This window comes from Streptomyces sp. NPDC057682, from assembly GCF_042799575.1.
Lineage (GTDB): Bacteria > Actinomycetota > Actinomycetes > Streptomycetales > Streptomycetaceae > Streptomyces.
In genome coordinates, this window is record NZ_JBHVIN010000006.1 from 148348 (window position 1) to 171443 (window position 23096).

The following is a 23096-nucleotide window of genomic DNA, read 5'->3' on the forward strand; positions in this document are numbered from 1 at the left end:
CACATGACGAAGGCATCGCGATCGGTCAGTCGTGGGAGGCGTCCAGCAGCGGCTGGACCTCGGAGGCGGCCCGGTGGAGGGCCTTCTCCACGGTGGTGGAGCCGATCACGACGGCTTCGAGCTGGTGGGTGACGATGTCGGCGATCTTCGCCTGGTCGACGAGCTGCGGGCTGGGGGCCACGTCGTCGAGGGCGTCGAAGACGGCCTTCCGGTTGCCCGGGGGTGTCTGGGCGACGTAACTCCTCCTCAGGTCGTCGCCGGTGGCCGGGGAGAGTTCCCAGGAGGTCCTGATACGCAGTTCCGCCGCCTCCCGGGACGTGGTCAGGTAGCGCATCCACTCCCAGGAGGCGTCCGCCGCCCTGGACTGGCCGGACAGGGCGAGGGTGTTCTGGAAGACCGAGTTGGCCTTGCGGTCCGGGGTGGCGGCGGGTTCGAGAGCGACGTCCCAGCGCTTCGGACCGGACTCGGCGACCGCGGGGAAGAACCACGAACCGCTGTGCCACATCCCGAGTTTCCCCTCGGTGAACAGCTTGGTGTCGTAGTCCGTGGCCCCTCCCATCTGTGCCTGGGTCGGCATGGTCGTGCCGACCTTGCCGGTCAGCCATGCGGCCGCGGCGACGCCCTGCGGGCTGTCGAAGGCGACTTTTCTGCCGTCCTTCGACAGGACGCTGCCGCCGTTCTGGGCGAGCGCCTTGGTGAACTCCAGATAGGAGGGGTGCTGGAAGTCGCCGAAGACGCCGTCGCCGAGCGCCCTGATCCTCTCGGCCGCCTTCCGCTCGTCCTCCCACGTCCAGTCCGCGGTGGGGTAGGCGACGCCCGCCCGGTCGAACAGGTCCTTGTTGTAGAAGAGCAGCTCGGTGGAGAAGCTGGACGGCAGGCCGTACTGCGTACCGCGGTAGGCGAAGGCCGAGAGGGAGGACGCGGTGAAATGGTCCTTCACCCCGCCGGCCTCGACGCGGTCGTCGAGATCGGCGAGCGCGCCGGAGTCGGCGTAGGCGGCGAAGTTGTCCTGGTTGAGTTCGAAGACGTCGGGCGCGGTGCCCCCGGCGACCGAGGTCTGCAACTGCGTGAAGTACTGGTCGAACGGGAAGGCCTGGACGCGGATGTCGATGTCCGGATGCGCCTTCTCGAAGGACGCCTCCAGCCGCGCGAGGTCCTTGAGATGGTCGGGCGCCGCCGTGAACGTCATGTAGTGCACGATCGTGCGTCCGTCGCCCGAGGTGGAACGGGTCGCCGACCCCTGGGTGCAGCCGGCGGCCAGCAGTGCCCCGGCCACGGCGAGGGCCGTCAGGGCGCGGCGCCTGGTGGGATGGTTCATCGGGGGCCTACTTCAGTCCGGTGGTGGCGATGGAGCGGACGATGTGCTTCTGCGCGAAGAGGTACAGGAGCAGCATCGGTACGACGCTGATGACCGAGCCCGCCATGACGACGTTCCACTGGGTGGTGAACTGGCCCTGGAGGGACGAGAGTCCGAGCGGCAGGGTGTACAGCTCGGGCGAGCGGGTCACGACGAGCGGCCACAGGAAGTTGTTCCAGGAGGCCATGAAGCCGAAGACGGTGAACGTGGCCAGCGCGGGACGCACCAGCGGCAGCACCACGGTCCACAGGATCCGCAGGTACCCGGCGCCGTCCACGAGGGCCGCCTCCTCCAGTTCGCGCGGCACGGACAGCATGGCCTGACGGATGAGGAACGTACCGAAGGCGGAGGCCAGTCCGGGCAGCATGATCCCGGCGTAGGTGTCGATGAGGCCGAGCTGCTTCATCTCGACGAACAGCGGGACGAGCAGCACCTGCTGGGGGATCATCATCGTCGCCAGGTACACCATGAACAGGGTGTCGCGGCCGCGGAAGGCGAAGCGCGCGAAGGCGTACGCGGCGAGGGTGCTGGTCACCAGCTGGACGGCTGTGGACACGACCGAGATCCACAGCGAGTTGCCGAGGATCCGCCAGAACGGCATCGCGTCGCCGAGCCTGCCGAAGTTCTCACCCGTGAGGCCGGACAGACGCGGTGCGGAGCCGAGCGAACCGTCCGGCTGGAACGCGGTGAGCACCATCCACGCGAACGGGAAGAGCATGCACAGCGCGCCGAGGACGAGCGCCGTGGTGACGAGGGCGCCGCGCAGCGGACGGCGGGGACCGGGGACGGGAGTCGGGGCGGTCACTGGGCATCCACCACCTTGCGCTGTACGCGCGACTGGAGAACGGAGACGATGAGGATGACCACGAAGAGCACCCAGCTGAGCGCGCTCGCGTAGCCGATCCGCCCGTAGCGGAAGGAGTTGTCGTAGACGGCGGAGACCACGGTCGTGGTGGCGCCGGCCGGGCCGCCGCCGGTCATCACGAAGACCTGGTCGAAGACCTGGAAGCCGTTGATGAGCGAGATCATGACGACGAAGAGGCTGGACGGTGCGAGCAGCGGGAACGTCACGTGCCGGAAGCGCTGCCAGGCGCCGACGCCGTCGACCTTCGCCGCCTCGTACACGCTCTCCGGGATCGCCTGGAGCCCGGCGAGCAGGATCACCATGACGAAGCCGAGGTCCTTCCACGCGGAGGCGAGGACGACGGACGGCATCGCCCAGGACGGGTCGGTCCACCAGCCGGGTCCGTCGATCCCGAACCAGCCGAGGACCGTGTTGAACGCGCCGGAGTTCGGGTTGAGGATCCACTTCCACACGAGGGCGACGACGACCCAGCTGGTGACCACGGGCAGGAAGTAGACCCCGCGCAGCAGATTGCGGCCGCGCATCGCGCGGTTGAGGCCGAGGGCGATGAGCAGTCCGCCGATGTAGACGAGCGGCAGGTAACCGACCACGTAGGCGAGGGTGTTGCGGAACGCCTTCCAGGTGTCGGCGCTGGTGAGGACCTCGCGGTAGTTGTCCAGCCCCGTCCAGGTCATGGGCTTGAGCAGGTTCCAGTCGTGGAAGCTGATCCACAGCGATCCGAGCATGGGACCGAGGACGAACGCGAGGACGAGGACGAAGCTCGGCGCGAGAAGCAGGGCCAGCAGGGCCGCCTTGCGGGGGCCGGTGAGCGTGTTCACGAGGATCCGCCCCGCCCGGTGCTCCTGCCGATCCGCGCCCGGACGGCGTCGGCGGGGCCGATGCCGTGGTCGGTGGCGTTGAACGGGGCGGACAGGACGACGGCGGCCGCGCCCTGCGCCCAGTCCTGGTCGCTCCAGCTGTCGATGATCACGTCGAGGTTCTGGATGGGCCGGAACAGGTGGCCGTGCAGGGCGGGTTCGAACCCGTCGCGCAGATACGGCCACCAGGCGACGCCCTCCCCCGTGACGACGACGGCTCCGGGGTCGAGCACATTGGCGACGCCCGCGAGCGTACGGCCGAGCAGCCGGCCCGCGCCGCGCAGCACTTCGAGAGCGGCGCTCTCCCCCGCCTCCGCGAGGGCCGTCAGGGACTCCGGGCGGTCGCCCTCCCGCAGCAGGCCGTGCTCGACGGCGGTGCGTACGAGACCGGCGAATCCGGTGTAGGCCTCCAGGCAGCCCCGGTTGCCGCACTGGCACGGGCGCCCGTTGTCCATGACGGGCACATGGCCGATCTCGCCCGCCGCTCCCCGCGCGCCCCGGCGCACCGCGCCGCCGTCGACGACCGCGAGGCCGACGCCGTAACCGAGGGTCAGGACCAGGAAGTCGTCCCGGCCGCGACCGTGCCCGTACAGCAGCTGGGCGGCTCCGACCGTGTTCACGTCGTTGTCCACCAGGACGGGGACGGCCAGGGCCTGGGCGAGCACCTTGCCCAGCGGGACCCGGCGCCAGCCGAGTACGGGCGAATCGACGCTCCCGTCCGTGTCGACCCGGCCGGGCACCCCGACCCCGACCCCCATCAGCGGCGCCGCGCCCCGGACCGAGGCGACCTCGGGGGCCAGCAGGGCGACGAGGCGGTCCAGGGCGCCGGTGTCCAGGGCGTCGAACGAATGCGTCACGGAGCCGGTGACCGAACCGTCCAGCGTGACGTGCACGACGGTCACATGGTCGGGCGCCACCTTGACGCCGATGGCCCGTCCCGCATCGGCCACGACGGCGAGCCGGATCGCCGGACGGCCCCCGGCCGAGGGCACGGACTCCGCCTCGACGATCAGCCCCTCGGCGAGCAGGCGCTTCGTGATCTGCGTGACGGTCGCCGGACTGAGGTCCAGCTGCCGGGCGATCTCGGTCCTGCTCAGCGGACCACTGCGCCCGAGCACGGCGAGAACCGCCGTACGGGACAGACCGCGGGGCGAGGCGTGGGCACCTGGTGACACGTGCCACACCTCCTTTCCTGGGCGTACATGGAGCGGCCCGATGTGGCGGCCACTAACTTTCGTCACTAAATTTAGTGACGAACATAAGTCCCTCGAGCAGAGGTGTCAACGCCCGTCAGCGGCCGGACCGCGGTGCGCCGTGCCGGTGGAGTACCCGCCCGCGGCACGACGCCCCGCGATCCCCGGGGCCGGGAACGAAGAAGGACTCAGGCCGGCCCGCCCGGCCGGACCGCCCCCACCCCGGGGCCCACCACCGTGAGGAGGTCCACGACGAACACCAGGGTCGAACCCGCCGGGATCAGGACCGAGGGCGACTGCTTGCCGTACCCGAGCCGCGCGGGCACGACGATCTCGCGCCGGCCGCCGGCCCTCATCCCCCGCACGCCCCGGTCCAGGCCCTTGATGACCTTGCCGCCGCCCACGGCGAACTTGAGCGGAGTCCCCTCCTCCCAGGAGGAGTCGAACTCCCGCCCGGAAGCGCACGTGACCCCGACGTAGTGGATCCGCACCACCCGGCCGGGCCGCGCCTCCGGCCCCTCCCCGACCACCAGGTCCCGGACCGCCAGCTCCGTGGCCGCGACCTCCTCGGGCACCTGGACCACGGGCTTCGTCGGTTCACTCATCACGCTCTCCTCGCTCACCATCGACGGCCCGGGAACGGTCCGCCGCATGGATCGTCCCGCAGCGACGCTTGCCCCACGACCACGGAACAGGTCGGAGCCACGCAGCGGGGGAATCAGGGTCAGGCCCCGACCTCGGCATAACTCCCCCACGCAGTGCTCGATGCGCCGGCCGCGCGAGATCGGACCGCCGGCCCCGGTGGCTCTTCCCGCCCACGCGGTGGGCTCGAATGCCCGTCGTGCGGCCTTCCTACGGCATCGGCCGTCGGCTGTCCTTGTGGACCGGGGCTCGTCCGGGCGGCTCAGCGGTGCTCGTCGTCGGCAAGGGCCCGATCGGCCGCATGACGGTCGAGGCCCACGCAGACCAGTGCGTCCGCCGGCGCGTCCAGCCGCTGGGGCGGCACCGTCTTCGCCGGTGTCCCGGTGCGCGTGGGCAGATGGACCCGTTCCGCGCCCGACAGCGCGCGTTCGTCGACGGCGCGAATCCGTCGGCCGCAACAAGCTGACCGCCTCGTGCCCGCTCGGCGGATCCACACCAAGGGCCGCATCCCCAAACGAGGGGTACACCGGGGTGACGATGGCCTGCCCATCGTGGGCCAGACGCCCGTGCGGTTCCAGAGGTGGCCTTGTCCCGGGATCGGGTCACTCCGCCAGGACGATCGTGTGCGGTGCCGGCGTGAGCTGCGCCCGGTAGCGGCAGATGCCCCAGCTACGGTGCTCCAGCTCCGCCGCGACCAGCACCTCGGCCGTGTTCGTACAGTCGGGCACGAGCTCCACCAGCGCGGCCACCGGGTGATCACCGACGAGCGGGAACCCTTTGACTCGTCGGAACTCCCACTGCGGGTTCGGCTGGGAAGCTCCGTGGCCCCGGACGATCCATTCGTCCCTCGTCGGTCCGGATCCCGGCGGCTTCTCCACCCCTACATCCAGCACTCCCGTCGTGACCGTGAAGCTCACGCCGGTTCCGAGGCCGGGGACCACGTGGGTACGCTCGCCAGGGTCGATCAGCCGCGCGATCGGCTGTGCCTCACGCTCCGGCGTCGACAGTGCGACGCCCAGGGAGGCGTGACGGAATACGCCCCTGCTCTCTGATGTCTCGGGGCGAAACGAGCACACCATGAACAGCTGCCGGAACTCCCGGTCGGGGGTGGCACTCAGATAGGACAGCCAGCCGGCCGGCGCGCCCGCATGGTCGGCGGGCAGTAGGTCCCAGCCGAAGGCGAGCCTGCCACGCAGCGGTGCGTCACCCGCTGGGCTGCCGAGCGTACGCTCCGGCACGAGTTCGACGTCGTGCAGCCGAATCTCGGTCATGGGATGGCTCCCTTGTTCCTGCCGTGCACATAGATGAACGCTCCCCAGTCACGGTACTGGGGATATGCGGCACGCGTGGCGAGTTGAGCACCGCGGAAGGCCTGCTCCGGGTCAGTGCCGCGCGCGACTCCTTGATGCAGGTGGTGGTAGAAGTACGTGGCCGGTTCCGGGCGCACGGGCCACAGGCATCCGACGACGGCCTGCGCTCCGGCGGTGATCAGTGCCGAAGGGATGCCACGAACGTTGTCACCGCGGTCGAATCGGCCGAGCGCCGACTCACAGGCGGCGAGCGTGACAAGGCGGACGCCGCGCAGGTCGATATCCAGGAAGTCGTAGGCGAACACGCGGCCGTCGTCGCCGTCCGGCGCGAGATAGAGGCAGTGCATCCACGGCGCGTCCTCGTCCAGTGTCCCGTGTACGGCGATGTGGACGACGTCCGCCACGGACATCTCCGCGCGCAACCTGTCGCGCGTGGCCGCACGACCGGTGAGGGCTTCAGCGCCCACCGCCTCGGCGACCTTCCGCGCATGCTCCTCCAGCGCCGGTTCGGCACGCAGACCGAAGGGAACACCGCCGGCGGCGGAGGCCAGCACGACGGTGCGGCCCTCGCGCGCAGGTACTTCGGCGGGTACCAGGGCTTCGAGGCCGGCGATCGTGGTGACCGTCCAGTCGTCGGCGATCAGACGGCCGCCCCTGCGGCACAGTGGTAGGGGCAGGTAGTGCAGAGCGCCGTGCGGCCAGGCCAGGATTCGGTCCTTGCCCCGGGCACGCCAGTTGTCCCACAGTTCGCTGCCGCCGAGCGGCAGGCCGGCCGACTCCAGCAGCCGGCCGCCCTCCGGGGTCACGTCGCCGAACAGCGGGTCGCGTTCGATCTCCGTCCGGATCGCCTCGACGCGGTCCGCATCCGGGTGCCGGTCGTTGCTCTCGTCCGCGCCCTCGCCGAGGTGCACCACGATCTCCCAACCCTGCCTGGTGACCGCGAGCAGCACGGTCGCGCCGTTCACCGCCGCGGGCAGGAACCACGTCAACAGCACCGTTCGGTCGTCCAGCACATCCTGTGCCTTGGCCCAGATGTGCTGGTCGTCGATGAGCGCTGTAGAACGCCGACGCAGTTCGTCGTCGATGAACGACGAGATGCGCCACCGCAGATTCCGAGCGATCTGCGTGTTGTCGCGTCCGCCAGGACGCTGATCGGCGTCCACCGCGTTCAACAGGTTCAGCAAGGCTCCGCCTGCGGCGGTGGGCTCCTCCCAATCGCGCAACTTGCCGAGGAAGTGCTGAATGTGCGCGGGCAGCACGAGTGGGCCGTGGATGCGCCACCACGCGCCCAGTTCCGCACCCTTGCCCGCTTGGTGCAGGCCGAGTAACAGTCCCATCGGCAGCGTCTCACTTTCCGCGGTGAGCTGCCAGACCGCCGAGTGCACAAGGTCTCGCAGTGTCGCGCCGAGTTCGGGCGCACCCATGGTGTCGAAGTTCGGCGCATCCACGATGATCGCGTACAGCGCGTTCCTGAGTTCGTCGCCGCGGAGGTTGCCCAGCTGCTGCACAAGCGGCACCAGGCTCGCATGGGCCAGTTCCTCGAAGCCGAGCGACGCGTAGGAGAGCGCCGCGTACGTGTAATAGCCCCATGGGAACGGGACAGGACTGGAGACCGGCTCCCCCGCCTCCGCCGACTGGTAGTACAGATCGGCCGTGAGCAGCCGGACCTCTTCGCTCCGGGCGTCGCCCGCCTGGCGCAGAAGGGCGAGCCCCCACGCCGGCTGCCCCCGATCGCGGGCGTGTGCGGCCGCATGCAACAGAGCCGCAGACCGCTGCGCCGGTGTCCGGAACTCCCGGATCGACACCGACAGTTCCTCGTGGGGACCCGGGCATTCGCTCGGGTCGTCGGGCAACACATGGAGCCTGGCCTCGATCAGTTGCCTGCGATGGGCAGACGCCCAGCGAATGTCGAGCTGCCCAGCCCAGTCCAACACGGTTCGCAGCAGCCGTCGGTCGGCGCGCTCCCGGGCCAGGTTGACGCCCTGGCTGATCGCCTTCGCGGTCACCGTTCTCCCGTGGGCGACGACGAAGTCGGCCGGTGGCGTCCCGAATACCCCTGTGAGCAGCCCGTCGGCCGTCTCCGGGGGCACCCCGTCCACCGTCCTGAGGAGGAACAGCGCGAGGTCCGGCTCCTCGTCGGCGGAAGAGTCGTGCCATGCCGAGAGCGCGCCGCGAGCAGCACCACGGTGAACTCCCTCCTCGTCCGCGAGGATCTGCGCCAGTGTCGCCAGCAGCCGGGGCCTCCTCACCCCTCCATCCAGCTCCAGCGCACGCACCACCAGGTGTCCCGCTTCTACTACCAGCCGATGGGACTCCTTCTGCAAGGGTTCCTCTTCGGTGAACCACGTGCGGTACAGGTCCGCGGTCAGCCGAGCGGACCAGGTGGTCAGCAGCGGCGCACGAGCGTAGTCGTCGGCGGCCGAGTCCTCCTGTCCCCTGGTGGCCATCCGCAACCGAGCGGCAGCCAGCAGCGCGGCTTCCAGGTCGGCGGTGTCGCTCGGTGCGTCGACCAGCCGAGCCGCCAAGGCTTCGGACTCCTCGAACACCACGCGGTCGCACCGGTCCGCCACCAGTTCGACGCCCGCCGCGACGGTCCGGAACGCCGCGACCCGCCAGGCAGCCTCCATGGCGCAGGCGTCGGCGAGCTCGGCGACCAGTCGCCAGTAGACGTACATGAACTCCACCAGGCCGCGGTGATCGAGGAACTCGTCCCGGAACAGCAGATCCACCATCGCCTCGGTGGACATCGCGCCGTGCTCCGCCAGGGCCTGCCGCATCTCCTCCACTTCGCGCGCCCGTCGTTTCGCCTCGTCCAGCGACATGATCCGGTCGGACACGTATTGGGCCAGCTCCATGAGCACGCCGACCGGGTCGATCACGAAGGTGACCGTCGGCTTGCCGTCCGCCTCGCAGTCAGGCTCACCGAAGCGCACAGGGCCGGCACACACCTCTCCTCGCCGTGTTTCGAAGATCAGCGCGCCGAGTGGATCGTCTGTGGCAGGCAGCACATGGGACACGATCAGCATGACTGAGCCCGAGGCATCCGCCGCCTCCGACCACCCCGTCGGCCGTTCCAAGGAGAGGTCGCGCACCAAGAGCGCTCCGTCGGGATCCCGGACGGACAGCACACCTTCCTCGTCCTGCGTGACACACCACCGGGGAGAGAGGGGGTGGCCGAACGGTAATTCGTCCAGTGAGAGGAGCACCGGAAGCCCCCGCGCGTACGCTCGGGTGAACAGGCTGCCTCCTGACCCGCCACCAGTGAAGAACGGGCTGATGCCGGACAGGCCGACGGCCAGGCCGGCATGCCGGACACCCTCCACATCGGCGAGGAACGCCCACCCGGTGACCTCGCGTGACAGTCTCACGCCATCCCCTTCGCGCTGCCGGCCGTCGACAAATTCAGCGGTGGCACAGACAACGGCCGTACCAGCCGGTTTCCGAGCACGGGACGATGATCTCAAGGGCGGGAACGTGGATGCCGCACCGGGGCGGCGTCGTTGAGGGGGTCTGTCGGGTCGGATCAGTGATGTCGAGGGCCGTCAGGGGTCGGGGGGAGGCCCCGAACAGGAAGGAGAAACCCAGCGCCACCACAGGAACCGTGGAACCCGGCGCAGCCGCAGCGTCACGCGACGACCCACCCCTAACAGTACGGAGATATTGCGGGCGAGCCGATTACCTCATCCGGCGGCAATCATCGATGAAGGACCGAAGTTGAGGCACCAGGCGTAACAGGCATGAGCACTGCCACAAATAGCAGATGCACAAACAAATAGATCAACGTAGCCGAAAAACCCCCAAGCATGGGAATCGCAAACAACGGAAGGAAGAGCAAAAAGCCAGCCAGGAGGCGAAAAGATGCGACTTCCATGCGAGACCGAAAGCCGACGATGGCCAACAGGACAGTCACCGTCCACACACCTACGAACGCCAGCAAAATCCAGGTCGTGAGGATCGCCGCACCAACACCTTGCCAATACGTAGAACCCTCACCCTCCCCCGCCACGTCTTTGGCCGGCAGCACCAGTGCCAGCACGGGCGCCGAAACCAGAAAGGCCAGGAAATATCTCCCAAGGCACCGTATGAGCCACCAAGGGCCACCATGGCGCCAGTCATCGTGAGAAATATTCATGATCAACACCCCTGTCGCGTACTGCCCATCGACCCACGTATGACGGATATTCGAAGCCACAGTGGCCGCACTTACTGAGGTTGAACTTGTGGTGCCGTAGGGGCTGATGGCTCGTTGCGTGTGCGGTGTCACCGGTATATACCGTATCCACAAGGGGGCGGGCTGACCGCCGAACGGCAGCAGTTCCGCGAAGAGTTACGGCTCAAGGCCGCAGAGAGATTCGCCCTGGGCGAGGCGGGCTCGGTGATCGCCAAGGACCTTCGGGTCGGCGTCCGCTCGGTGCAACGGTGGCGGGCGTGGGAGGAGAGTGGTCCGCGGGCTTTGCGGTCGCAGGGGCCGGCGTCGCTGCCGAGGCTGAGCGAGAAGCGGTTCGCGCAGTTGGAGACGGATCTATCTGGCCAACGGGTCGGCCGCGCACGGCTGGGAGGACCAGCGGTGGACCCTGAGCCGTGTGAGGACGGTGATCGGCAGGCGTTTTCACCTGCCCTCGTCCTCGTCCGGGACAACCTCAGCGTCCACAAAGCCGCCGGCCTGCGAGAGTTCGCCGCGGCCCGGGACTGGCCGGCCATCTACTACCTGCCGCTCTACGCACCCGACCTCAACCCCGTCGAAGGGATCTGGTCGCTCCTGCGGCGCGGCCGGCTCTCCAACGTCGCCTTCAGTACTCCCGAACTCGTCCAGCGCATCCGACGCGGTCCACGGCACATCCCGTACCGCAGCGACCTCACAGACGGCTGCCTCGCCGAGACCGGCCTGACCATCAAACCCGCCTGAACAACCTCGCGACATCACGATTTCAACCTCAGTAACAAAGCACTACCAGGTGTCGGACTGTTCGCCGGATGCCTGCGTCCCCACGACGTTCTCGCGCGCCGGCTCGGCGTCGGCACCGACGACCCCGCAGGCACACGCGCCGTAGTGGAGCCCCCGGCGCTCCACCCGTGCGGATGCGGCACCCTCCGGCCGTCCGCTCGTTGATCAACGGACCGCACCCCAGACTGGAGCAACAGCGATGGCGACCTACATCACCGAGGACTGCATCAACTGCGGGGCCTGTGAGCCCGAGTGCCCCAACGAGGCCATCTCCGAGGGCGACGAGATCTACGTGATCGACCCCAACCTCTGTACGGAGTGTGTGGGGCACTTCGACCAATTCGCATGCCAGGCCGTATGCCCGGTCGAGTCCTGCCTGCCGGACCCACAGCATGTCGAGAGCGAGGACATCTTGATCAACCGGGCCCTGAAACTGCACCCCGACGACGACGAACTCCGCCGCAAGGCCGAGGCCAACGACTACCCCAGCCACTTCCGGAGCTGATCCCCGGCCCTACCGCCACCCGCATCGGCCGGGCCCGGTGGCGTTCCGTCCGCGCCACCGGACCCGGCAGGGTCCGTTTCGAGGCTGCCAACCCCGGGAAGGGGCTGCACAGCGGTGGACCGGTCCTGTGGCCGAGCCCCCACGGGGCAGCCGCTCAGACCGGTCCGGAACCGTCAGAGTGCGGGGGCGGCACCGCGATCCCGGTGCTGACGGACGAGGGCGGTGTGCATACGGGTCACCGCGGCGCGGTCGGGCATCTCGTAGACGCGAGCGTCACGGTCGTAATCGTCCAGGAGCCGCTGCCCGACCGACACTTTCTTACCCAGGTCCTTCCCGCACGCCCGGAACAGCGCCCGGTACCGGGCCCGGTACTCCCCCAGCCCCCGGCGACTTGTCGAAGCGGCAGCCTGCGCCTGCCCCGCACCTACCGCACATCCCGCAACCAGACCACCGACCACGAACCGAAGCGCCCCGCGACGCGTCAACGAAGTATCCATGCGCGGAACGTAGCAGAACAAGTACACATAGTGATGCGCATGGCCGGACAGACGGGGTCGAGGGGCCGGTTCTGCCACTCGGCCATGCCATCGAGGACCTTGTCGGAAATCGTGGAGAGCGTCTGGCGCGAGACGTCGGCGCCATGGACCTCGGCAAGGTGGGCCTGGACCTCGCCGGTGGTCAGGCCCTTCGCGGTCAGCGAGATGACCATCTCGTCCACCCCGGTCAGGCGCTTCTGCCGCTTCTTGACGATCTTCGGCTCGAACGAGCCGTCACGGTCGCGGGGCACGGATATCTACACCGGCCCGACATCGGTCAGCACGGCCTTGGCACGGGTGCCGTTGCGGGAGTTACCGCTGTTCTTCCCGGCTGGGCCGTACTTGTCATAGCCGAGGTGGTCGGCGATCTCGCCCTCCAGGGCGGACTCCAGCAGCCGCTTCGCCAGTTGCTGGAGCAGCCCGCCCTCGCCGGTCAGCTGCAGTCCCTCGGCCTGGGCCCGGGACACCAGCTCGTCGATCAGCCGGTCGTCCACCGCCATCGCCGACTGAGGCTCTACCGCCTCGCCGATCTCGGTCTCGGTCTCGGTCTCGGCCACGTTCTCACTGGTCATCGGCGCATCCTCCATGATCGGGAGTGACACCGAACGATTTTCAGTCCCCACCTGCGAAGGCTCTTGGGCGGCGGACCCGAACTACGCCGAAACTGGGCCGAGACCATGCCGGCCCGGCCCGAGTGCCCTCCTGAGCTGCTCCTGCTGCTCCTGCTGCTCCTGCTGCTCCTGCTGCTCCCCGCATGGTCAGCATTCACAGCCCGCGGTCCGGGCTATGACACCACTCATCCCGCCGTCGCGGCCTACGTGTCCGAGGTCCTCGGAGACAGCGATGCTGCTTGGCAGCGGTTCGCGGCGAGCCCTGTGTCGCACGCCGACCCAGGCGCCTGGCGTCGGTTGGGCGACCTCCTCGGCGCGGCGGTCGAGGGGGTCGCGTGGCCGGCACCTCCGCCAGGAAGCTGACGGCCGCCGTGTCGATCAGTCTCAGCCTCGTGGACCTACACCGCGAGCGCCGCGCCAGGTACATAGGGGAGTCCGTGGCAGGGTGCGGGCGGTTCGCTTGCCAGCCATCGGGGAGCCGATCCACTCCCCGAGCGCCTTCGAGCCACCCGAGCCCGAGACACCCCGACGCTCTGCCGCAGACTGTGGCCTGCCGAGGTAAAGATCGCCAGCTCCGCCGTCACGCGATGAGGCCGCGGACAGCTCAGCGTGCCGAGCTTCCGTCTCTTGGCCACCACTTTGCTATGGGGGCCGCGACCGGGGAGACCACAGTCACCGCTCGACCCTTCGAAAGCTACGGCCGCTCTGGAGCTGTGATGGGGCCGCAGTCGGGGAGACCGCGGACGGCACGACGGGTGCCCGATCACCGAGGCGCACATCGAGCTGCGATGGGGCGCGGCCGGGGAGGCCGCGGACAGGACGTGAGTTTCCAGCGGCGGCCGGCGCGGTCGCGGCTGCGATTGCTGCCCGGCGCTGAAAATGCCGACGGGGCGAGCGTTCACGGTGCCGATGTTGTGAGGTGCGAGGGCCCCGCTGGTCGGCTTCCGGCGGGGCGTTCGTCGCGAAGTGTCGTCGTTCGTCGGCAAGGTGCCGGTCAGGTGATGCGTGTGCCGGTGCCGTTGATCACGATGGCCTGGCCGTCGCGGAGGGTGCGGTGGGCGATGCCATTCGCCCGGTAGTGGGCGGCGACGGTGATGAGGATCTCGGTTTCGGGGTGCCCGGGTGAGTCGATGTGCGGGACCACGATGTAGTCGAGGAGGGCCAGGCCGTCGAAGCGCGCCGGGACTCCGTAAGCGAGGGTGACGGCATTCGGGTTGTCGCACTTGTCCAGTCCGTGCAGGTCGGGGGCGAGGACACAGGCGCCGGCGCTGTAGCCGGCATAGACGACGGCGTCTTGGTGCAGCAGTTCGGTCAGGGCCTGGTCCGCGCCGCTGCGGGCCAGCGCGTGCCGCAGGACGAACACGTTGCCGCCGCGGACCCAGACCGCCGGGAAGCCTGCGAGAGCGGCGGCAACCTGGGCCGGCGGCTGGTCGAAGTGGTCGCGCAGGTCGAGTTCGACCGGTTGCAGGCCGAGTGCGGCAAGCGCGTCGATCTCGCGCTCGACCGCGGCTCGGCGTTCGGCGGCGGGCAGTGCGTCGACGGCGTTGGCGATCACGGCGACCTGGTTCGTGCCGTGGCTGTCCAGGAGGGCCAGGAGCTGTTCCGGGTGGTCGCCGGTCCGCCAGGAGGAGAGATACATGCGCATCCGTGCACCGTATTCTCCGCCGGGTGGTCGGTCAGTCGATCACCTCGCTGACCACGGAGCGGGTCGCGGCCTCGTCGACGAGGTTCTTGCCAGCGGCGAACGCAGCGACGAGCGGCTGCAGGGAGAGGTTGTTGACCGCCCGTGGGTAGCCGCGCGAGGCGGTGTGGATCAGTGAGACGGCGTCCTCGGCGAACAGCTGGTCCGGGCGTCCGACGAGCTTGAGGTGGTGGGCGATGTAGCTGATCGTCTCGCTGGAGGTCATGCCCGGCATCGTGTAGCGCAGGGCGGTGCGCTGTTCGAGAGCGGCGAGAACCGCGAGTTTCATGGTTCGCCGCAGGGTGGCCTGGCCGACCAGCAGGCAGGACAGGGGTGATTCCTGGTCCATGCCTTGGTTGGTGAGCATCCGGACGCCTCCCAGGGCCTCGTAGTTGAGCGGGTGGGCCTCGTCCAGAACGAGGACCGGGGTGCGGCCGCGTTCGGCCATGAGGACCTTGCCGGCCTGGACCATCAGGCGCGAGCCGAGGTGGGCCGGGGGCTGGCCGAAGGCGTTGACGATCTCCTCGTGGATGCCGCAGACGCCGATCATCGGGTTCGGCAGGTAGATGATCGTGAACTTCGACGGGTCCAGTCCGGCCAGAGCCGTGCGGACTGAGACGGTCTTGCCGGCGCCGACCTCCCCGGTGACAACGCCGATGGACCGCTCGGTGACGCACCAGGTGATGCGGGCAACGGCCTCGTTGTGGGAGGCGTGTCGGTGGAGCATGCCGGGGGGCGTGTCCCATCCTGGTAAAGCCGTAGTCGGCCTGCAGATTCTCGATCACGCTGATCCTCGGGGAAGTCGGTGGGCGGTCGGGGAGGGCGGTGGGGGTCTCGCGCAGTTCCTCGGCGAACAGTCCGCGCGCGGCGATGACCCAGTCGACGGCGGTGCCCTCGCCGAAGTGGACGGCCAGGGCGTCGTCGACGCGGTCGTCGGCGGCCGTGAAGAAGGCGGCCAGGCCGGTGAGGAACGTCGCGAGGCCCACCGGGTCGTGGATGTCCGCGCCTGTCGCGGTCATCGGTGCTCACCCGTCCGTCGGGTCGACGACCGGCGGCGAGGTCTGCCAGCCGAGCGCGAAGTAGTTGACCTTGTCCGCAAGCTCGGCCGAGTGCTGGGCGTCGATGAGACCGAGATAGTCGATGCCGGTGGCCGGCTCGGCTTCTCCGCCGGGACCTCGGGGCGGGCCTTGGGATGGGATTGGCGGCTGGTCTGGAACGGCAGCGCGGTCCCCGCATCATGGCCGTCGGCGCGGACCCGCAGGAAGGTCAGGTCGAACGGGTCGAGGACCAGCTCGACCTGGCGGCCGACCAGCACCGGATCGACCCGGTAGCGGTTGCCGTGCAGGGAGACCAGACCAGTCTTGGCCACGGTGCGGTGCTCCGACCAGCGGAAGGCCTCCACCAGATCGGCCGGGGCCGGGACGGGGAACGGTGCGCCTTCCATCCAGCGCGCGAGCGGGGCCATGCCGGTCTCGGAGTGCGTGCGGCGGTGATAGACATTCTCAACCCAGCCCGTGAACAGGCGATTCGTCTCCGCGAGCGAGGTGACCGGCCGTCCGGGCTCCCCATCGCCGGAAGCGATCTCGACGGTGAACTCGCCGTTGGCCGTGCGGAAGAACCGTTCGATCTTGCCCCGGCCCTGCGGCCGTCCCGGCTGGGAGTGCACCAACTGTCGGCGTACACCCGAACGTGGCCAGTGAGGTACAGCGATACGTCCTCACCCTGAAGGTGGCCGTGCGCATGTCGGGAAGCCAGGGCCACCCGACGTCTCAGGCTCGCTGGGGTGCCAACCAGCGTTCGGCGCGGCTCTGTTTGTCGGAGTCTTCAGAGCGGCGGGCGTGCGCCAGCAGTCGGGCGCGCAGTGGTTCGGGCAGGCCGGCGACGTCCCGCTTCTGGCGCGGGCGGGTTTTCCAGCCCACCAGATGCCGCACGGCTCCGGCGTCGTGCCGCTCCTCGGCCCGCGGGTCGGCCAGGGCGGCGAGAAGGTCGGCGATCGGCACCCTGCCGAGTAGTTCGCCGGGCACGCTCTCGTGGACTGGGTAGCCGGAGCATCGCCCGCTTCCGGAGCCGCACCAGTTGAGCAGGGCCAGCACCCGCTCTACCGGGTCGGGGAACGTCAGCTGTAGTCGGTCCGTGAGTTCCGCGAGCAATCCGGGGGAGGGACTGCCGCCGGTGCGGGAGAGCGCGAGGATCCGGTCGGCAGTCCCCTCGAGTCCGGCGGGCATCGCGGCCAGCCAGTTACGCTCCTCTTCGGTGCCTTCCTCCGCCCGTAGCCGGTCTGCCTTGAACTGTTGCATGGGGCCGCTCATGCCGTGCCTGTCCAGCCAGGCCAGGAGCAGGCGGCCATCGGCGAGGACGGCGTCACTCTCCCACTGCCCCCACCTCAGTGTCGCCCCGTGGTGCAGGACGACAACTGCGAGCCGCCCACCGTCCTGGTCGAACACCTCGAAGCGGACGTCCCCGAGGCACATGCAGCGGAACCCGGGCAGCGATTCCACGGCCATGGCCGTCCTGAGCTGGACCGACTCCGCCGGATCGGAGAGGTCCACCCGGATCTCTCCGACCGCCCCGAATCCGCTCACCGAGCTGACCCGGACCACGTGCGCTTGCTGCAGCACGCCATCCAGCGCTGCCGACCTGTCCATGAACCGAATCCTCCCAGCCCCGGGCCACCGGTGCACAGGCCGCCCGATTCCACCGCAGCTCCCGACCGCCTCGCAACCCAGTTCCCCCGCGCCCGCATTCCAGCGCGTACGCCGACGGGCCGGCGTCGCTGTGCGACGGGGGCTACGCCCGCACTGGACCGACCGCCCTGTCCTGAGGCTGGCCGGCTATCGGCTGGCCCCGGTCATGTGGCGGCCAGGCAGCCGAGGACTCGCTCGTACCGGGCTAAGAGGTCGTTTTCATCTTGAGTGCCATTCTTTAAGTCGGTTTGCGCCTCTCGTCGAAGTGTTGCTGGTGGGGCTGTAGTGGTCGTTCTGCCTGGTGGGGCCGGTGGTGTGTCAGGTGGGGCGGGAGCCTGCTTGCGCCTGTCTCATTCCAGGACGCCCAGGTCTGTCCCGTGCTTCGACACGGCGGGTTGCACGCCTGGGCGCACGCCCCCAGCTGGCGGTATGCCCAGTTCATGACGGAACGACGTGCGTATCCAAGTGACTTGTCCGATGCGCGCTGGGAGTTGATCGAGCCGGTGCTGTCCGCATGGCGCTTCGAGCGCCGTGGTCGGGCCCTGGACTTCGGCCGGCCTCCACGGCACGACCTGCGCGAAATCATGAACGCGGTCCTCCACGTGGACCGCGCCGGCTGCCAGTGGGCCTATCTCCCACATGACTTCCCGCCGCATCAGAGTGTCTACGGCTACTTCGCGAGGTGGCAGAAGGACGGTGTCTTCGCCCAGCTCAACGGCCTGCTCAGAGAGCTAATGCGCCAGCAGGAGGGGAAGAGCGCCGGGCCGACGGCCTGCGTGATCGACGCGCAGAGTGTCAAGACCTCAACCTCCGTCCCCGCCAAGAGCCAGGGCATCGACGCGGGCAAAAAGATCGTAGGTCGCAAACGCAGCATCGTCACCGACACCCTCGGCCTGCTCCTGGCGGTCCTGGTCACCGCGGCCGGCGTCCAGGACTCCGCCGCCGGGCAAACCCTCTTGAACCAAGTCGCCGCGGACCATCCCGGCCTGCGGAAAGTCTGGGTCGACGGCGGCTACCGCCAGCACCTCGTCGAACACGCGGCCGCCCTCGGCATCGACATGGAAATCACCGCCCGCAAGCCCGGGACCCGGGGCTTCACACCCATCCCGAAGCGGTGGGCGGTCGAGCGGACCTACGGCTGGCTCATGCTCCACCGCCGCCTGGCCCGCGACTACGAAACCCACCCACACCGCTCCGAAGCCATGATCCACCTCGCCATGACCGACCTCATGGCCCGCCGCCTCACCAGCGAAAACACCATCTCCTGGCGCGACCCGACACCAGCACATCAAAGCCGCATACCAGGATGAAACAACAGGATGAAACGACCTCTCAAGGTGACCACGTCTTCCCGGGGGAGACGTCGCAGAAGCAACCCTGTCAGACCCGTCCGGCACAATACTCCCCTCAGCTATGACCGAGAGGGCACAACCGATGAGAAGTGATGAAGTCGCGGACCTAGCGAAGTTCCTCCGGGCTCGTATCGACGAGGACGAAGCCACGGCACAGGCTCTTCAGCCCGGCACGGCCGAAGACACCACAGGGCTGAAGGCCCGGGTTCTTGCCGACGTCGCTGCCAAACAAGGCATCCTGCGCTTCGTGGAGCGGATGCAGCAAGACGCAGAGCACACCGACTTCATGGTTCACGGTCCCGCCATGATCGTGCTCTCTGCGACCACGTTCCCGCTGCGCCACCTTGCTGCGGCATATGCAGCCCACCCCGACTTCCGCCCTGGCTGGGAGCCGAACGAGGAGGAAGACAAGCCGGATCCGAGGTTCAGTCGCCCTGGCCGGGCATAGGTCACGGGATGCACAAGGAGATACAAACCCTGTCACCGCTGCGCGCGGTGGCGGCGCTTCACCGCTCTGGTCGCCCAACTACCGTGGAGATCACTCACGGCAAGCGCCCGCTGACGTCGCCCCGCCAGTGAGAGATACTACGGAAGGTCCTGACTGACGATCATGCACTGAGCTGGGGGAAGAGAGTGGCGGGCGGGAACGATCCATACGCACGGGAACTCGCGCGGCAGGCCAAGGAACGGGAGAAGGCGAGGAAAGCCGCCGAGGCCGAGGCCAAGCGAAAGGCCCGCGAGGCAAAACTCGCGTACGAGGCTGCCCGCTCTCAGGAAGCGATCGATCGCACCAGCGTTGCTGAGCACGATGCCGAGCAACTGTCGAAGCTGCTTCGCACAGCAGTACTCGATCAGCGGCCGTTGACGTTCGACCGGCTGAGGCAAGATTTCGTGGCCCAGCCATTCGTGCCGCCGAAGGGACGCACCAAGGCCGCGCCCCTACCGCGCTGGGAGGAGTTCGAACCGTCAGCGCCTCGGGGCATTCTCGGTGCCTTGGGGTTCGGCCGACGGGGTTACGACGCGGAGGTCGAAGCTGCCCGCAAGCGGTTCGACAGATCCCTGCGCGACCATGCGCGTGAGGAGAAGAAGCGCGTCGAGAAGCTGGAGAAGGCTCGGTTTCAACACGACAGGCGCAACCGGGACGAGGCGGCCCGGGTTGAGGTGTGGAACGCCGAACTCGAGCAGCGTCGTACCGCCTACAGGGACAGGGATGTGGACGCTGTCGAGTGGTTCGTGGACCACGTGCTGGCCGCGTCCGTATACCCACACGGTTTTCCGAAGGCACATCAGGTGTCATATCAGGCCGACACCGGCGACCTGTTGGTCGAGATCGACCTGCCGCTGGAAGATGTGGTACCAGCAGCTCGCGCATACCGATACGTCAAGACACGCGACGAGATCACGCCGGTGCCACGGCCCGAGAAGGAGCGCAAGGAGCTGTACTCATCAGTCCTCGCTCAAACAGCTCTGCGTACCGTGCACGAGATCCTCGCATCCGACACCGAAGGCGTCATCCAGTCCGTCGCCTTGAACGGACACGTAGCGACCATTGACCGGGCCACCGGACGTGACGTTCATCCCTGCTTGATCACTCTCCAGGCGGATCGAGACGAATTCGGTCAACTGGTGCTCACCCAGGTGGAGCCTCAGGCCTGCCTGAAACGGTTGCGGTCGATCATCTCACCGAACCCGTATGAGCTCGAGCCGGTACGGCCGCTGGTCACGTTCGACCTGTCCAAGTTCCGCCTCATGGACAGTCTGGACGTCGTGGCGGGTCTGGACAGCCGGCCCGTGCTCATGGATCTGACACCCACAGAGTTCGAGCACCTCATCCGGCAGTTGTTCGAAGCCATCGGCTTGGACAGCGTCAACACTCAACCATCGAGCGACGAGGGTGTGGACGCGGTCGCGATGAACACGGACCCCGTCATGAAAGGGCTGTGCATCATTCAGGCGAAGCGCACCAAGAACGTGGTGCCGTTCGAGACCGTCTCGGCGCTCGCCGGCGTGGTGGAGCACAAGCGCGCGGCCAAGGGCATCCTCGTGACGACCTCATGGTTCGGCCGGGCCAGCGACGCGTTCGCCAACGAGCACGGGCGACTGGAACTCCTGGACGGAGCGAACCTGGTGCACCTGTTTAAGGAGCACATGAACCTGGACGTCATTCCTGGCCCGGTGCCGCCGAAGCGGCGTCCACGGTAGAAGGACGCGGCGGTGACCGCGACTTGGTCCTCATCGCTGAGGAAGAGGCTACTTATCGCCGTCCAGCCCAGTCCCGGGTCGGCCTGCGCGGCGTCAGAAGCGAATACTATGACCGGCAGCTGGCTTGTCGCGTCGATCTAACTGGCCGATCGGACACGGCGCGCACGCGCACCACTCATGTTCATCCGCCAAGTCAGCATGGGCTTACTGACTCCGTACTGGAGCATGGCTTCTTCGGGGCTGGTGCCGCGCCGGGCGATGGACCAGGCCGCCTCGTTGGTGATGAGGAGGTTGCCGGCGAGCCAGTCGGCTTCTTCTTCGATCTCCCCGTCCCAATGCCTGCATCCGCGGAAGTCGAGCGCAGGACCAGGCGGATGCATCAGGAGAGCGTGGGCGATCTCGTGGTGTGCCGAGCTGTTTTGCCGCCCCAGATCATGGGAGTCGTTCACCCAGATCGCCCGCCGCGGCCCGGCATGTACGGTCACAGCACTGACTGCCTCACACTCAGTGGTGAGGAGCCGGCCGACCAGTTCGTCATGGGCGATCGCGGAACTGAAAGTCTCGACCGGGATCGCCAGGTGCTCCGCGAGCAGCGCCGGAGCGAGAGGCGACGTGGGATGGAGCCCCAGCTCCGCCCGCACCTGCATCGCCAGGCGATTGGCTTCGGCCTTGAAGCCGTGACGCAACGACATAGGGAGCTCCCCTACTCCGGCTGATCGTTCGCCAATTGGTTGTAGGCGACAGTGATCAGGGCTTCGAGGGCTTCCGCGGCCTCGGGCGTGAGGTTGCGGTCGCCCCGTAGATGCGTAGCCACCTTGGTCAACGTGTCCTGGCTGCGCGGCTCATCGGCCCTGCGAACGAAGTCATCCGCGCTCAGATTGGCCCATGTAACGAGAGCCGCGAGTCCATCCACGTCGGGCCGGCGCCCCTGAGCCAACCTCGTCAACGTCGAAGCGCTGACACCGGCCTGCTGAGCTACATCCTTCCAGAGAAGGCCACGTTCCTGACGCGTGCGATCCAGGGCCGTGTGAAACGCGACCGCGTCAAACCGTCCTGCTGCAATCCGCTCGCTCACGATCAGGAGCGCATGCCGCTGATTTACCTACGCGGCGGACGAGATCGGCAAGGGCCCGACGCCCGACCCGGCCGACGTAGCCGGCCCCATCCCGCTCAACATGCCGCGCCCCGACGTCCACAAGAGGCTCTGCACTGCCCGGAAGTACATCGACCTCGCCATCGAGCACGAGAAGAACGGTCGACCAGGCCTGGCCCAGCACGCCCTGCACCAAGTCCTCCCGGAGCTCGTGGCGAAGCCCGACGCCACAGAAGAGGAAGCCGACCGCCTCGGGCAAGCTGCCCGGGCAGGCGCTCCGGCCACCTCTGGACTCGGACTCGCCACCGGGGTTGTCACGCCGACCCGGACCCGAGCCTGGGGAGAGTGACACCGTGCCCCTCTGGTACGGGGCCCAGCCTGTCTGGTGGGCCCCGCTCGAATGGGACGCACGGCGATACTTCGGTGATGCTCTCCGCCACACGTATCGCGGTGGTTCGCTGACATACGAACTCACCGGGCTGGACCTCGTCGGCGAACCCGACCCGGTCGACGTCCAGATTCGCTTTTATGCGGATCCGCCCTACCCAACCTATGGTCAGTTGCCCCAGGACTTCCCACGCGTCCACGCCAATCACGGAGCGGCATCGAAGCACCGGTATTCGCCTGACGACGCCCTCTGCCTCTGGTACCCGCTCGATCCGGACGAACGTCGCTGGACTAGTTCGAAAGGGCTGCTGGACCTCATCGAGATAGTCCGCACACACTTGTTCCTCGAACACTACTGGCGGCTCACCGACGGTGAGCAAGGCGGCCAGTGGGTAGTGGAGGACGCCCCTCACGGCATGCCGGGGAGTGATGTGTGCAGGTCATCACGACGGCACAGACGACGGACAGCGGCTGGACCTGGACTCAGACAGCCGCGCTGATCGTCCCCTGCATCGCACTCCTAGGTGCCTACCTGACCTACACCCTCGCTCAGCGGGCGGTACGCAGGGAAAGCCGGGCCAAGACCTTCGCCGAAGCATTGACCACAGTCGAGGAGTACCTGGAGATGCCGTACCGCATACGGCGCCGACCCGAGTCCCCCACCGCCCCGCCGTGCGGCAACAGCTCACCGACGAGGTCAGCGGCCTGCTCGCACGGATGGCCTTCCACCAAGCCTGGCTGCAGATCGAGGCATCAGCCGTCGCGGGCCCCTACTCAGCTCTCGTAGCGACGGCCCGAGCGGAAGCTGGCGCGCAGATGAGCCTCGCCTGGCAGCAACCCCCGATCACCACCGACTGCGGGATGAACCTCGGCGTG

The 23096-nt window shown here is 68.2% G+C and carries 18 protein-coding genes and 2 pseudogenes; 5 read left to right on the forward strand and 15 right to left on the reverse strand.

Annotated elements, in window-relative coordinates:
- Positions 1-25: 25 nt before the first annotated feature.
- The 8 genes from ACFVDM_RS12755 to ACFVDM_RS12790 form a co-directional block, all read right to left on the reverse strand.
- Positions 26-1318 carry an ABC transporter substrate-binding protein gene (locus ACFVDM_RS12755; RefSeq protein ID WP_383637164.1) on the reverse strand — a complete coding sequence of 431 codons (1293 nt, stop codon included), beginning with the start codon at positions 1316-1318 and terminating at the stop codon, positions 26-28.
- Between the two features lie 7 nt (positions 1319-1325).
- Positions 1326-2162 (reverse strand): carbohydrate ABC transporter permease, encoded by an 837-nt coding sequence (locus tag ACFVDM_RS12760; protein WP_383637167.1) that lies wholly within the window; start codon positions 2160-2162, stop codon positions 1326-1328.
- Entirely contained in the window at positions 2159-3040 is an 882-nt protein-coding gene (locus tag ACFVDM_RS12765; protein ID WP_383637171.1) for a carbohydrate ABC transporter permease, read from the reverse strand. Before ACFVDM_RS12765 ends, ACFVDM_RS12760 begins: the two co-directional genes overlap by 4 nt.
- A complete protein-coding gene (locus ACFVDM_RS12770) occupies positions 3037-4254 on the reverse strand; it encodes an ROK family protein (protein ID WP_383637174.1) in 1218 nt (405 codons plus the stop codon). Before ACFVDM_RS12770 ends, ACFVDM_RS12765 begins: the two co-directional genes overlap by 4 nt.
- A 206-nt stretch (positions 4255-4460) precedes the next feature.
- Positions 4461-4877 (reverse strand): FKBP-type peptidyl-prolyl cis-trans isomerase, encoded by a 417-nt coding sequence (locus ACFVDM_RS12775; protein WP_383637177.1) that lies wholly within the window; start codon positions 4875-4877, stop codon positions 4461-4463.
- A gap of 639 nt (positions 4878-5516) precedes the next feature.
- On the reverse strand, positions 5517-6185 hold the full coding sequence (locus ACFVDM_RS12780; protein WP_383637180.1) for a hypothetical protein: 669 nt from the start codon (positions 6183-6185) through the stop codon (positions 5517-5519).
- Positions 6182-9592: a CHAT domain-containing protein gene (locus ACFVDM_RS12785; RefSeq protein WP_383637183.1), complete on the reverse strand. Its 3411-nt coding sequence runs from the start codon at positions 9590-9592 to the stop codon at positions 6182-6184. Before ACFVDM_RS12785 ends, ACFVDM_RS12780 begins: the two co-directional genes overlap by 4 nt.
- Positions 9593-9918: 326 nt before the next feature.
- Complete coding sequence (locus ACFVDM_RS12790; protein ID WP_383637186.1) at positions 9919-10488, reverse strand: hypothetical protein; 570 nt, start codon at positions 10486-10488, stop codon at positions 9919-9921.
- Positions 10489-10842: 354 nt separating this feature from the next.
- Between ACFVDM_RS12790 and ACFVDM_RS12795 the strand changes: the two are divergent.
- Together ACFVDM_RS12795 and ACFVDM_RS12800 are read left to right on the forward strand one after the other, a co-directional pair.
- A pseudogene (locus ACFVDM_RS12795) lies at positions 10843-11130 on the forward strand (transposase); the annotation flags it as partial.
- A 238-nt stretch (positions 11131-11368) separates the two neighbouring features.
- A complete protein-coding gene (locus tag ACFVDM_RS12800) occupies positions 11369-11674 on the forward strand; it encodes a YfhL family 4Fe-4S dicluster ferredoxin (RefSeq protein ID WP_383637189.1) in 306 nt (101 codons plus the stop codon).
- A gap of 529 nt (positions 11675-12203) precedes the next feature.
- Here the strand turns inward: ACFVDM_RS12800 and ACFVDM_RS12805 are convergent.
- From ACFVDM_RS12805 to ACFVDM_RS12825, 5 genes and pseudogenes are all read right to left on the reverse strand, one after another.
- Positions 12204-12782 (reverse strand): annotated as a pseudogene (locus tag ACFVDM_RS12805) (transposase); the annotation flags it as partial.
- 1033 nt (positions 12783-13815) lie between these two features.
- The gene (locus tag ACFVDM_RS12810) at positions 13816-14466 is read right to left on the reverse strand and encodes a Type 1 glutamine amidotransferase-like domain-containing protein (protein ID WP_383637192.1); all 651 of its coding nucleotides are present in this window, start codon (positions 14464-14466) and stop codon (positions 13816-13818) included.
- A gap of 31 nt (positions 14467-14497) precedes the next feature.
- Positions 14498-15229: an ExeA family protein gene (locus ACFVDM_RS12815; RefSeq protein WP_383637195.1), complete on the reverse strand. Its 732-nt coding sequence runs from the start codon at positions 15227-15229 to the stop codon at positions 14498-14500.
- Between the two features lie 288 nt (positions 15230-15517).
- Positions 15518-16168 carry a Mu transposase C-terminal domain-containing protein gene (locus tag ACFVDM_RS12820; RefSeq protein WP_383637198.1) on the reverse strand — a complete coding sequence of 217 codons (651 nt, stop codon included), beginning with the start codon at positions 16166-16168 and terminating at the stop codon, positions 15518-15520.
- Between the two features lie 103 nt (positions 16169-16271).
- Entirely contained in the window at positions 16272-17147 is an 876-nt protein-coding gene (locus ACFVDM_RS12825) for a hypothetical protein (RefSeq protein WP_383637201.1), read from the reverse strand.
- A gap of 479 nt (positions 17148-17626) precedes the next feature.
- On the opposite strand from ACFVDM_RS12825, the gene ACFVDM_RS12830 reads away from it, so the two are divergent.
- The 3 genes from ACFVDM_RS12830 (at position 17627) to ACFVDM_RS12840 (ending at position 20740) form a co-directional block, all read left to right on the forward strand.
- Positions 17627-18496, forward strand: a complete 870-nt coding sequence (locus ACFVDM_RS12830; RefSeq protein ID WP_383637204.1) for an IS5 family transposase — start codon at positions 17627-17629, stop codon at positions 18494-18496.
- Between the two features lie 103 nt (positions 18497-18599).
- Positions 18600-18986, forward strand: coding sequence for a DUF6221 family protein (locus ACFVDM_RS12835; protein WP_383637207.1), 387 nt, complete (start codon positions 18600-18602; stop codon positions 18984-18986).
- A 185-nt stretch (positions 18987-19171) separates the two neighbouring features.
- The gene (locus ACFVDM_RS12840; protein WP_383637210.1) at positions 19172-20740 is read left to right on the forward strand and encodes a restriction endonuclease; all 1569 of its coding nucleotides are present in this window, start codon (positions 19172-19174) and stop codon (positions 20738-20740) included.
- Positions 20741-20877: 137 nt separating this feature from the next.
- Here ACFVDM_RS12840 and ACFVDM_RS12845 read toward each other — a convergent pair whose 3' ends face one another.
- Both ACFVDM_RS12845 and ACFVDM_RS12850 read right to left on the reverse strand, forming a co-directional pair.
- Entirely contained in the window at positions 20878-21432 is a 555-nt protein-coding gene (locus tag ACFVDM_RS12845; protein WP_383637213.1) for an ImmA/IrrE family metallo-endopeptidase, read from the reverse strand.
- Positions 21433-21443: 11 nt separating this feature from the next.
- Positions 21444-21815, reverse strand: coding sequence for a helix-turn-helix domain-containing protein (locus tag ACFVDM_RS12850; RefSeq protein WP_383637217.1), 372 nt, complete (start codon positions 21813-21815; stop codon positions 21444-21446).
- Between the last annotated feature and the right edge of the window lie 1281 nt (positions 21816-23096).